Source organism: Chitinophaga sp. (genome assembly GCF_035761305.1).
Lineage (GTDB): Bacteria > Bacteroidota > Bacteroidia > Chitinophagales > Chitinophagaceae > Chitinophaga.
In genome coordinates, this window is sequence record NZ_DASTRI010000052.1 from 1 (window position 1) to 12722 (window position 12722).

Sequence of the window (12722 nt, forward strand, 5' to 3'; positions counted from 1 at the left end):
GTACCTGGCCTCCCTGCCTAAAGACCTGCAGTTTTTCCTGGAAGTAAGGCATCCGCAATGGTTCAGCGACGAAGGCATCTGGCTGGAGCTGCTGCAAACGCTGCAAAAGCTGAAGGTGGGCATTATTATAACCGATACCTCCGGACGGCGCGACTGTGCGCACATGCACCTGACCACCCCCAAAGCATTCATCCGCTTTGTAGGCAACAGCCTGCACCCTACCGACTATACGCGCATTGATGATTGGGTAAACCGCATTCATTACTGGCTGCAGCACGGGTTAAAAGAGCTGTACTTTTTCATGCACATGCATGACGAAGCCTATTCTCCTGAGCTGAGCGTGTACCTGGTTGATAAGATAAAGGATGTTTGCGGCATTGAAGTGGAACGGCCAAAGTTTGTGAGCAATAACACACTGTTTTAATTACGAATTGTTTAATCAGGAATTACGAATTGAGGTGAGATGAGTGGCTGGTAAAGTTTGCGCAATTGCGAATGCTCAACTACACGGTGCGAGGCCGAGCATAGCGGTAAGCACATGTGAAAGATGGCCGGTTATTGAAACTGCAGATAATTAAGATTGATAATGAACCTATTGCAGCAAAAATGACAGCATTTTACGCAGGATAACCAGGATGATGTGGGGGAATGTGGGGGTTTATGCAGGGGGGAGTAGTTGCGCAGCAATGGCGCAGCAATAGCATAGAGGGAAAAAGGCGGAAAAAGGGCAGTTGAGGTGCAGTCGGGGTGCAATCGGCAGACAGGTATAACTTGTAATAGCCCCGGCAGCCGGGTTAACATACCAGGCAGCCGGCGGTTTGTTTGGAGAGGCCTTCTGCCAAAGCAGTATTTACCCGTATGACCGCCCCGGATATTGGAACATGCCTTTGAAAACTAATTTATGATATGAATAATAATCACGATCAGGCGTTGCCTGAAAGCGGCGTCTTATTCCCCCCTAAAGCATTCCCGGATTAACCGTTTTTTATACAAGACCGCTTACCTGCGGCTAAGCGCGCCTGCGCTTTTGCCCGCCTGTCCTTTTTAGAAATTATCTACTTCATCCCCCCCTTTTTAAAAAACATCCATTCCTGACACCCCTTCATTCGTAATTCGTAATTTGTAATTTGTAATTCATAAATCTCACCCTACCTTCGCCGCGGAATAATGGTCTGATCTATTATGCGAGATAAGCTGAGGCAACTGGCCCTGGAACTGGAGGGCACCCTTTACGATGATGATACCATGCGCACCCTGTATGCCACGGATGCTTCGGCCTACCGTGAGCTGCCCCTGGCCGTAGCCATACCGGCGCATGAAGGCGATATTAAACGCCTGATCCGGTTTGCCCGTGAAAACAGGACATCCCTGATACCGCGCACTGCCGGCACCTCACTGGCCGGGCAGGTAGTAGGCAACGGCATTGTTGTGGATGTGTCGAAAAACTTTACCCGTATACTGGAAATTAACACCGAAGAAAAGTGGGTGCGGGTGCAGCCCGGCGTTGTACGCGATGAGCTGAACATGTACCTGAAACCCTACGGCTTTTACTTTGGCCCTGAAACCTCTACCGCCAACCGCGCCATGATAGGCGGCATGGTGGGCAACAACTCCTGCGGCTCCAACTCCGTGGTGTACGGCAGCACCCGCGAACACCTGCTGGAAGTAAAGGCCCTGCTGAGCGACGGCTCCGAAGCGGTGTTTCACCAGCTTTCAACAGACGAGTTTCATGCCCGCTGCGAACGGGAGGACGGCTCCCTGGAAACCCGGCTGTACCACCAGATACGTACCCTCCTGGGCAACCACGCCCACCAGGAGGAAATACGCAGCCAGTTCCCCAAGAAAAGCATTACCCGCCGGAACACCGGCTATGCCATAGACCTGCTGCTGGAAACTGCGCCCTTTACTGCGGGCGCGGAGGATTTTAACTTCTGTAAGCTGATTGCCGGCTCAGAAGGCACCCTGGCCTTTGTTACGGAAATAAAGCTGAACATAGCGCCGCTGCCCCCTAAAGAAAGCGGGCTGCTGTGCGTGCATTTCAATAATATTGACGAGTCGCTGCGGGCCAATATTATAGCCATGCAGTACAAGCCCAGCGCCAGCGAGCTGATAGACCATTACATACTGGAGTGCACCAAGGATAATATTGAGCAGCGCAAGAACCGCTTTTTTGTGCAGGGCGATCCCGGCGCCATACTGGTAATAGAATTCCTGCGCAACACGCGGGAGGAGATAACGGAAGTAGCCACACGCCTGCAACAGGAGCTGCAGGCCGCCGGCCTGGGGTATCACTTTCCCCTGCTGTTCGGGGAAGACACCAAAAAAATATGGACCCTCCGCAAAGCCGGCCTGGGCCTGCTCAGCAACCTGCCGGGCGATGAAAAGGCCGTACCGGTAATTGAAGATACCGCCGTGGACATTGAGGACCTGCCGGAATACATACGCCGCTTTAACGACATACTGAAGCAGTATAACCTGTATGCCGTGCATTATGCCCATGCCGGCAGCGGTGAAATACACCTGCGCCCCATCATTAACCTGAAAACCGCCGAAGGCAACCAGCTGTTCCGCAAAATAGCGGAGGAAATTGCCACGCTGGTAAAAGCGTTCAAAGGTTCGCTGAGCGGCGAGCATGGCGATGGGCGCCTGCGCGGTGAATTCATACGCCAGATGATCGGCGACCGCAACTACGAGCTGCTGCGCCAGGTAAAATACACCTGGGACCCGGACAATATTTTTAACCCGCACAAGATCGTGGACACTCCCTCCATGAACAGCATGCTGCGGTACGAACCGGGCCAGCAGGTACCGCCTATTACAACCATCTTCCACTTTCCGCATCAAACCGTACTGCAACACGCGGAGCAGTGCAACGGCTCCGGCGACTGCCGTAAAACGCACCTGAGCGGCGGCACCATGTGCCCCAGCTACATGGCTACCCGCAACGAAAAAGATACTACCCGCGCACGCGCCAACATATTACGCGAGTTCCTGACCCATTCCAACAAGCAAAACCGTTTTGACCACCAGGAGATTTACGATGTGCTGGACCTGTGCCTGGCCTGCAAGGGCTGCAAGTCGGAATGCCCCAGCAACGTGGATATGGCTAAGCTGAAAATGGAATTCCTGCAGCATTACCATGATGCCAACGGCGTGCCCTTCCGCGCAAAGCTCATCGGCAACTACAGTAACCTGAACGGGCTGGCCGCCATTGCGCCGGGCATGTACAACTGGCTGGTAAAGAACAAAGCCACCAGCGGCCTTATTAAAAAAGTATCGGGCTTTGCCGCCAACCGCTCCCTGCCGGGGCTGCACAGCACCACGTTCAAAAGCTGGTTCCGCCGGCAATGGCCAAAGGAAAAAACCGCCCTGCCGGCCCAGGCCCCGGTAGTATATATTTTCTGCGACGAGTTCACCAACTATAACGATACCACCATTGGCATTAAAGCCGTACAGCTGCTGCACCGCCTGGGCTATGAGGTGCGTATGGCCGATCACCCGCAGAGCGCCCGTGCGCTGATGTCGAAAGGGCTGCTGCGTAAAGCGCGCACCATTGCGGAAGAGCAGGTACGTATATTCAAAGACGTTATTACCGCAGATACGCCCCTGCTGGGCATTGAGCCTTCGGCTATCCTGAGCTTCCGCGACGAGTACCCCGAGCTGGTAACGGAGCCCTACCGCCAGGCAGCGCAGCAGCTGGCTAAAAATGTGTTCCTGGTAGATGAGTTCCTGTCGCAGGCAGCGGAGCGCGGCCAGCTGCACCCGGGGCAGTTTACGCAGGAAAAACGGCATATAAAGCTGCACGGGCATTGCCAGCAGAAAGCATTATCTACTCCCCTGCACAGCAAAAAAATATTATCCCTGCCGGCTAATTACAGCGTAGAGCTGATCCCTTCCGGCTGCTGCGGCATGGCCGGCTCTTTCGGGTACGAGAAAGAGCATTTTGACCTTTCCATGCAGATAGGCGAGCTGGTACTGTTCCCTGCTGTGCGCAATGCCACGGAAGATACGCTGATAGCGGCCCCCGGCACCAGCTGCCGGCACCAGGTAAAGGACGGCACCGGCAAGGTGGCCCTGCACCCGGTAGAAATATTGCATGCAGCCCTGTTGTAAAGGCAACCGTACCTGGTCAAAACATATAAAATTTTCATTAAATTGTTACATGATCAGGCACTACCTATTCCCTGTTATACTGCTCTTTTTAACCAGCGGCTGCTTTTTCAAATCAGACAAAACCGGCGCCGCAGATGGCATTATCTGCGAGTACCTGTATACCGATAGCGCCGGGCAGGTGCTGATAGCGCATGAAAAGGTATTTCATGCCACCTCCAAAAGCACCGGCAATGGCTTCACGCGCATCAGCGGTTTTACCAACACCCGCCTTTCGGCCTATGATGTAAAAGACGGTCACCTGCTGGTCCGCATTGTATTCGGCGGGGAGTCGGACGACGCCTGCATGCTGCTGGGCCTCACCGGCAACCAGCTGTGGTGCATCAGGAAAAACGGGCAGGTGGCCATACAAACCATTGACCCGCGCACGCTGCAGGTAAAAGCTACCGCCGACCAGCTGTTGCGGCAGGCATCTTTCCTGGAGGAGCACCTGGCTAATCCCGAATGGTACCAGCTGCCGCAATTCTTCGGGTATGATGTTGGACGGGGCGTTATACTCAGCGACGACCAGGGTTTCCGCTATGCGCTGAACCCCGCGACCCTGCAGGTAACAAAGCTTACCGACGTAAACTACCAGCTGCCGCCCCTGCAGGACGGCGGCATTACCGGGCAGCGCGCTATTTATAACGACTCGGTTGTGCTGCGGCTGGAGGGCAACCCGCGCAACCACCTGGTAACAGAGCCAGGGAGCCGTTCGCCCGAAAATGATCCCGGTTTTTTGAAAGGCAGCTTTTTAATAGACAGGAACATCAGCCGTTTGCAGCAAATGCAAACCGGGCAGCTGCAGGAAGTAAGATCGCTTATCAACCAGCAGAAAAGCATGGTGGACTCCCTGCAGTCACTGGCCGACAGCCTGCGGCGCAATAAAACGGGCGCGAATATACGCAGTATGGAAAATACCATACGCGACATGCAAAACCGTATAGACGACCTGGTTAGAAAGGCCGGCCGCATTACCCCTAACCGCCGGGGCAACACTGACCGCCTGCTGCAAACAGCGCCGGATAACTTTTTTATCCTGCAGGCCTCCAACACCAATAAGGATGCGGGCTTGCGGCTTTCGCTCGTGCAATGGGCGCCCGGGCAACCCTTACGCATACACTGGCAAAATAACCTTACCGGCTTATTCTTCGACGCCTCCAATGCACGCGAAACCAATGCCTTTAAAGAGGTGTTTTCAGGCGGCAACCCGGAGTTCACCTTCCGTTGGGCCGATATTACGCAACAAAAGCTGCTGCTTACCTGGATGCTGCATACTACCTGCATTGATGTGCCGACAGGTAAGGTGGTTTGGCAAATAAAACATTAATTCCTACCTTCCAGAAAAAGCATTATTTTCCCTCAAACCCTTTCCGCAAATATGAGATCTGATCATATTATCCTGGTGAATGAACACGATGAACCACTGGCTACAATGGAGAAGCTGGAGGCCCATCAGAAAGGACTATTGCACCGGGCCTTTTCTGTTTTTATCATGAACGCCGCCAATGAAATGCTGCTGCAGCGGCGCGCCATTGACAAATACCATTCCGGCGGCCTGTGGACCAATGCCTGCTGCAGCCATCCCATGCCGGGTGAAGAGGTGCAGGATGCGGCGCACCGCCGCCTGCAGGAAGAAATGGGGTTCGACTGTCCGCTGGAGAAACTGTTCACCTTTACTTACCATGCCAGCTTTGATAATGGTTTAACCGAACATGAATATGACCATGTGTTCCTGGGCGCCTATGACGGCGCCATTATGCCCGATGCAACGGAAGTAGCGGAATACGGATTTTTTTCACTGGCTGAAATAGCCCGCCAGGTAAGAGATACGCCGGAGCGCTTTACCTACTGGTTTAAAGTGGCGTTTCCCATGATAAAGGAGCAGCTGAAACCTCAATAAAAAAAGCAGCGACAAGATCATCGCTGCTTTTCTTTTTATTATGGTTACTTACCGTACCTACAACCGGATGGTGGCAGGCAGGTATTTGGCTATAAGATCTTCGTAATAAGATTTTAGTTCCGATACCACCGGCGGTTTCGGGCTTTTGGAATACAGGTCGTACGGGTTGAATTTCTTCACCCATTCAAACATTTCCTTATCATGATCATCCATTAAATGCTCATAGGCATTTTCCCGGTGCTGTGAATAAAAAGAGTGGTAGCGGATCATGTACTGCGCAGGCTCGGGCAGGTAATCCTTGGTAATATGATACAGGTATTCATCATGCCCCCATGACATATGCACGTTCCTTAAGCCGCAGTTGGGCGAGTAAACACCGTATTTGGTGTTGTAGCGCTCATCGGTACTATCCGGGTTGGCTGCAAAAAACTCAGGATATACGATCTTATCGGAGTGCTGGCAACCTACGGGGAAGGTATCGCCTACCACGGCCCATTGCGGCTCGCCAAACAGGCAAAGCACCTTGCCCATGTCGTGGATAAAGCCGGTAAGTATAAACCAGTCCGGGTGCCCGTCGGCGCGGATGGCTTCCGCTGTTTGCAGCAGGTGCTGCAGCTGGTCCAGGTCAATATCCGGGTCGGAGTCGTCTACCAGCGTATTCAAAAATTCCATGGCTCCCCACACCGGCAATTCCTTGCGGTTGAACTGCAGGAACTCCTGCTTTTTCTGCAGCACAAAATCATACGTCTGGTATTTGTGGTTCAGGCGGTAAAACTCCCGTACCGTGTCCCGTTGCGGGTTATCGTAGTTGCGGTATTCTTCCTTGGCTTTGGCAGGTTCCTTTCCTTCCGGGTAACGTTGCAGCACATCATCTTCCCATTGTTCAATGCTGTTCAGCGGCTGTAACTCTTCGTTGGTGAACTGAGTTTGTACCTTCATACGTGAACGTTTTAGTTTTTATGGACGTGTTTTATGGACGTGAGATCTTTTATAAATCTAAGAAACGGTTTATCATCATAGCCACTGCACCGGCAGTATCTCAGGCTATGAGCTTCAGGGCGTTTAGCCCATCCTCCCGGTTCAGGCATACTCCCTACTCTAAATTTACGTTATTAAAATGGTTTTTCACAGCACTTTTGCAATCGATTAGCAAAATACCGGCAGTAACCGGAAAAGCTATGAGCATTGCGAACGGGGCGTTACCTGCAGGCGGGTAAATAGCACAGGGGTATCAGCCTTGCACAGCGGGCATTACCCCGCGTGCCGTGCAGGCGTACCTTACGGTGCAATACGGGGAATGGCACCGAAACGGCGCTTTTACCAGAATACCGTATACAGCGCCGTTAATATGCCCACAATAATAACAGACCCTACTATAAAAGCGGGGCTGGTGCGGAACATCGACTTATCAATATGGATAATGCGCGGCATGTATTTGCTGCTGCGGTCCAGCAGGGTCATAATGATCATAATGCCTATCAGTATTACAAACACAATGCTCATACGATCCAGGAAAGCATAATCCGGGAAAGCGCCGTTCGTCCATACCGGCAGGAACTTCAGCACGGTAGACAGCGGAATGGTAAGCACCGCAGCGGTAAGCGCAGCCGTGGCCGTAGTGCGTTTCCATAAAAAGCCCATCAGGAAAATGGCCAGCACGCCGGGTGCAATAAACCCAACATACTCCTGTATGAACTGGTAGGCCTGGTCGAGGGAGCGGAGGGCCGGCGCCACCAGGCACGCTATCAGCATGGCAATGATCACGGTATAACGGCCGGCGCGCACCAGCTGCTTTTCGGTGGCATTTTTATGAAAGTAGCGTTTGTAAATATCCAGGGAGAAAATGGTGGAAATACTGTTGGCCTTACCCGCCAGCGACGCCACAATAGCGGCCGTAAGCGCGGCAAAGGCCAGGCCCTTGAGGCCGGGAGGCAACAGGTTCATAAGCGTGGGATAAGCCTGGTCAGGCTTTACATTACCCGCTATATCGGTCATTTGATGGGTAAACACGCCGTTCTTGTACAGCACATAAGCGGTAATGCCCGGCAGCACCGCAATTACCGGCACCAGCAGCTTCAGGAAAGCGGCAAAAAGAATGCCTCCCCGGGCAGTTTTCAGATCGGCCCCCAGCGCGCGCTGAATAATGTACTGGTTACATCCCCAGTAGTTGAGGTTATTGATCCACATACCGCCAATGAGCACAGAGAGGCCGGGCAGGTCTTTATAATAGGGATTGGATTTATCAAAGATCATATGAAAATGCGTAGGCGCCTGGTCTTTGATAAGGGCCAGCCCTTTCCAGATATTTTTGCCAAAGCCGAAATGCTCCGATACCAGGTTCAGCGCCAGGTAGGTGGTTACCAGGCCGCCCAGCACCAGCACAAACACCTGCACCACATCCGTATACCCGATTACCTTCATACCGCCCAGCGTTACAAATATGGCAAACACCGCCAGCCCGGCTATGCACCAGTAAAAGTTAATGCCGGAGATGGCATTGATGGCCAACGCGCCCAGGTAAATAATAGAGGTAAGGTTTACGAGCACATATACCAGCAGCCAGAAAACCGCCATCACCGTGCTTACGGTGGAGTTATACCGCTCCAGCAGGAACTGCGGCATGGTATAGATCTTGTTCTTCAGGTACACCGGTATAAAAAATACAGCCACGATAATAAGGGTGGCGGCCGACATCCATTCATAGGTGGAAATGGCCAGCCCCAGCGCAAAGCCGGAGCCCGACATGCCGATGAAATGCTCCGCGGAAATATTGGAGGCAATCAGCGATGCGCCAATGGCCCACCAGGTCAGTGATCCCTCTGCCAGGAAAAAGTCTTTGGTGCTGGTAACATTGGCGCGTTTGCGGCGGTAAATGTAATAACCATAACCTGCTACCACTATAAAGTAGACCAGGAAAACAAAGTAGTCGGGTAAACGAAGATGATTCATAACGGAGCAAATGTACGGCTGTGCTAAATGTACAAATGTGCAGATAAAAGCTCATATATGCAAATGCGTACAGCAACCTGCGTTATTTTGTGTACTTTGCTGTAAACAGCCATCCTTCATACGTATGCTGGAAATAGATAAAAAGGAAGCCCGTTTGCTGCAAAAAGCCATTGACCAGTGGCGGCAGCTGCAGCTCATTAACCCGGAACAGGCGCAGCAAATGCAGCAGAGCTACCAGGTTAAGGAAAATAATATTGAATGGCAAACCATTACCCTGTATATTTTTATTGCGGCCATTTCCTGCGCCCTTATGGCCTTTGGCTCGCTGGTGCTGGATGAGAAGTGGATAGAGGTGATCCGCAAAAAGCTGTCGTTAACAGACGGCATTATTGCCCTGCTGTTTGGCCTGCTCACTGTTTTCCTGTGCTACCGCGGCTGGCAGCGGCAGCAAAAGCAGCCGGGCTATTCGCTCAACCGGGAGCTATACTGGCTGCTGCCCATATTAAGTACAGGCGTTACCGTAGTGTACCTGGGTAAAAGCCTGCAATACCTGGATGGCAATTACGGCCTTTTCTGGCTGCTGGCAACCGTTGCTTACGGCGTGCTGGCGTTTATGCTATCATCTCCCCTGTTATGGACGGCCACGCTGCTATGCCTAGTGCCGGCCTATGTAAAGCTTACCTATTACATAACAGGAGATGCATCGTGGTTCCCGGGCATGAACCTCCCCTGCCGCCTGTTTGTGCTGGCGGCTGTTATGCTGCTGCTGCACCGGCTGGCCCTGCGCAGCAAAAAATATCATGCCATACAGCATATTACCTGGGCCGGCGGCTGGCTGCTGTTATTATCATCTGCCTGGCTTATCTCCATTTTCGGCAACAGCGGCACCTGGGGCGAGTGGCAGCTGGTGCGGCAATACCAGCTGTTATGGTGGGTAGTTATTTATACCCTGCTATGCGCCGCGGTAATATGGCTGGGCATAAAAATGCGCGACCCGCTGGTGCGCGACTTCGGCGTAATATTCCTGCTGCTGGATATGTACACCCGCTACTTTGAATACCTGTGGGACCGTACGCATAAAGGCATTTTCTTCAGCATACTGGCGCTATCTTTCTGGTGGATAGGAAGGTGGATGGAAAAACGAAAAACTTAATTACGAATTATCAATTACGAATTACGAATGGAGGAAAGCGGTATTTAAAAGTTAGTGCTACTTCAGCCATTTCGTTCTGCGTTAGGCTTTCGATGTTAAGCTTCCTGCGTGCAGCGCTCTGCTTCCGGCACTAAGCTTTCATCTTTCAGCACTCATCTTTCAGCATTCAGCCTTTCATTCGTAATCCGTAATTGAACAATTCGTAATTCACCGCTACTTAACAGTAACCGTTTCCCCTGCTACATTGTACCTGCCGGTATCATGCACGCTCCAGTTGTAGTTACCCGTCATCCAGGTGCGGAGCACTGCCACATAGCGGCGCAGCTCCTGGTCGGTTACTTCATCAAAGGATGGCAGCAGGTTTTCCAGGGCGGCAAACAATCTTACCTCCTCATCGTGCATGCGGTGCGCTTCATCAATGGCAGCCTGGAAAGAGAGGCCGCGTTCCCGTACAAGCGCCAGCACCAGGTTGTGCACATCGCCCTGCTCTGCTTCCTTGGCGCAGGAAATAATGTCGTTCGTCCAGCAAACAACGTTGTTACAGGCCAGGGCCAAACGCTGTACCATGGAGTGCTGCAGCACATCGTCGGGCAGGTCTGTTTTTTCGCTCACGGCAATCAGCTCCAGGTCAACATACAACGCGCCGGTGTAAGGCCGCATAATTACGTAATCCGCAACAGGCGGGGCTTTTTGCTGGGCCCTGTTATCGGCTTCCCAATGGCAGGCCCGGAAATACTCCTGCATGGTGCGTATAAAGCGCAGGCGCCACGCGGGGCGGCTAAGGGGCAGCAAACGTTGCCATACATCGGCCAGCGCCAGGGCAAAAGCACCGCCTTCCTCCGGCTGCGCAATCTCCCGGGTGAGTATTTCGGAAAAATAACCGGTTACTGCCTGCAGGCTGCTGGCTTGCTGGCCAAGCTGCGCTTCATCACACTGGTCGTCGTGGAGAAACAGCCAGGTGTTGAAGTTGGCAAGAATGCACAGCTCTTCATAACCGGCATTGGGGAAGGTGCGGGCTACCAGCCACGCAAACTTTGATCTTTTAAAACGGGCCAGGGCTGCTTCTGTTTTAAGCAGGCCAAAAGTTTGCGCCCACAGCAGGTTTTGCTGCTCGGCCAGCGATGCAAAACGGTTTACAAGTGAGGGAAACGGATATTGCATCCGCGGGAGATGGATCTGTTGCATAAATCAATCAGGGATTTTAATGGTTAAGAGAAAATTTCGCAGATAAACGGTTCATAACCCCGGACAGGCCGGAAGCGCTCCCCCGTGGATAGCGGGGGATCAGCAGTTTATTATCGTATAGGAAACGACGTTATAACGGGGCAGGGTGGCACCCTAATCGCCGGCGGGCAAACAGCAGGCATCCTGCTCATGCGCGGTGAACGTGAGATGTTTCCATATTTTAATGACATAATAATAGCTGTTGCCGGGAGGCATACTAATAACAGGAAGGTATCCAGGGATAGTACAGCCCTGCAGGCGGCGCGTGAATGAGCGGCATATAAGTGGTTGTGTCTTTTAAAAAATAAATAAAAGGGGGAAGCGAAAATAGGGTTAATTGCCTTGCCGAAGAAGCTAAAACAGACCATTTCCCCCCTGGGCACACGTGCTAAATTTACAAAACTTTTAGTTGATTTTAGCTGAGGGGTTTAATTTAAAGAGCGGGGTTCAACATTTCCATTTTACCTTTGCTGCATGGCAGAAGATCTTCATATAGTAACCGGCGATAAAACAGCAAAATACCATTCCCTGCTGCCGCAGCTCAAAGGCCTCCTGGATGGAGAGCCGGACCTGGTGGCAAACCTGGCCAATATAGCAGCAGCGCTGAAAGAGCAGTTCGGATGGTTTTGGACAGGCTTTTACCTGGTAAAGCAAAATGAGCTGGTGCTGGGCCCTTTCCAGGGACCGGTGGCCTGCACGCGCATACAGCACGGGCGCGGTGTATGCGGCGCCGCCTGGGCACAGGCACGCACCCTGATTGTACCGGATGTTGAAAAGTTTCCCGGGCACATTGCCTGCAGCAGCTTGTCGCGCTCCGAAATTGTAGTGCCCATTATCCGGAACGGTAAAGTAGCGGGCGTGCTGGATGTGGACAGTGAACATTTAGATCATTTTGATGATACGGACGCCCGTTACCTGGAGGAAGTGGTTACGCTCATTAACCTGTAGCCCCACACCCACCCCTATACGAAACGAGTGCACATGCGTAATATAGCCCCATATCTCCACGGAATTTATCCGGTTGTTACCGGCGCAGGTACCGGTATTATCGCAGGGCGCATGCGTGCCGAAGGCGCGTTGTACTGCTGCTTACCGGCGCTTTTATTACAGGCCGCATGCCCCGCGCAAAGGGATGATGTGGAGAAACTCCCTTAGTACCGGGCAGCTCCGCAAGCATGACCGCTGCAATACAGCCAACATGGCCGGGCGGATGATATGCTTCTCCTGTAAAGACATATACATTTTAATTAGCTTAATAATAGCGTTTTTTGTGAAATACGGGGAAAAGGAATAAAATTTGTAACTACTTGATTTTCTAAACAAACAGTATAATGTTCTTTTTTA

9 protein-coding genes are annotated in these 12722 nt (G+C 52.2%); 6 read left to right on the forward strand and 3 right to left on the reverse strand.

Annotated elements, in window-relative coordinates; translation table 11 throughout:
* From VFS25_RS05310 to idi, 4 genes are all read left to right on the forward strand, one after another.
* Window positions 1-424: DUF72 domain-containing protein (locus tag VFS25_RS05310; RefSeq protein WP_326461084.1), on the forward strand; the 424-nt coding region annotated here is incomplete at its 5' end.
* 758 nt (window positions 425-1182) lie between these two features.
* On the forward strand, window positions 1183-4113 hold the full coding sequence (locus VFS25_RS05315) for an FAD-binding and (Fe-S)-binding domain-containing protein (protein ID WP_326461085.1): 2931 nt from the start codon (window positions 1183-1185) through the stop codon (window positions 4111-4113).
* Window positions 4114-4162: 49 nt separating this feature from the next.
* Window positions 4163-5479, forward strand: coding sequence for a PA2928 family protein (locus VFS25_RS05320; RefSeq protein ID WP_326461086.1), 1317 nt, complete (start codon window positions 4163-4165; stop codon window positions 5477-5479).
* Window positions 5480-5530: 51 nt separating this feature from the next.
* Window positions 5531-6052, forward strand: coding sequence for an isopentenyl-diphosphate Delta-isomerase (gene idi / locus VFS25_RS05325; protein ID WP_326461087.1), 522 nt, complete (start codon window positions 5531-5533; stop codon window positions 6050-6052).
* A 57-nt stretch (window positions 6053-6109) separates the two neighbouring features.
* On the opposite strand, the gene VFS25_RS05330 is transcribed toward idi, so the two are convergent.
* Both VFS25_RS05330 and VFS25_RS05335 read right to left on the reverse strand, forming a co-directional pair.
* Window positions 6110-6991 (reverse strand): inositol oxygenase family protein, encoded by an 882-nt coding sequence (locus tag VFS25_RS05330; protein WP_326461088.1) that lies wholly within the window; start codon window positions 6989-6991, stop codon window positions 6110-6112.
* Window positions 6992-7369: 378 nt separating this feature from the next.
* Window positions 7370-9001 (reverse strand): sodium/sugar symporter, encoded by a 1632-nt coding sequence (locus VFS25_RS05335; RefSeq protein ID WP_326461089.1) that lies wholly within the window; start codon window positions 8999-9001, stop codon window positions 7370-7372.
* Window positions 9002-9125: 124 nt separating this feature from the next.
* On the opposite strand from VFS25_RS05335, the gene VFS25_RS05340 reads away from it, so the two are divergent.
* On the forward strand, window positions 9126-10154 hold the full coding sequence (locus tag VFS25_RS05340) for a hypothetical protein (protein ID WP_326461090.1): 1029 nt from the start codon (window positions 9126-9128) through the stop codon (window positions 10152-10154).
* Window positions 10155-10367: 213 nt separating this feature from the next.
* Here the strand turns inward: VFS25_RS05340 and VFS25_RS05345 are convergent, their stop codons facing one another.
* On the reverse strand, window positions 10368-11339 hold the full coding sequence (locus VFS25_RS05345; RefSeq protein WP_326461091.1) for a terpene synthase family protein: 972 nt from the start codon (window positions 11337-11339) through the stop codon (window positions 10368-10370).
* A gap of 513 nt (window positions 11340-11852) precedes the next feature.
* On the opposite strand from VFS25_RS05345, the gene VFS25_RS05350 reads away from it, so the two are divergent.
* Window positions 11853-12326 carry a GAF domain-containing protein gene (locus tag VFS25_RS05350; protein WP_326461092.1) on the forward strand — a complete coding sequence of 158 codons (474 nt, stop codon included), beginning with the start codon at window positions 11853-11855 and terminating at the stop codon, window positions 12324-12326.
* Window positions 12327-12722: the final 396 nt, after the last annotated feature.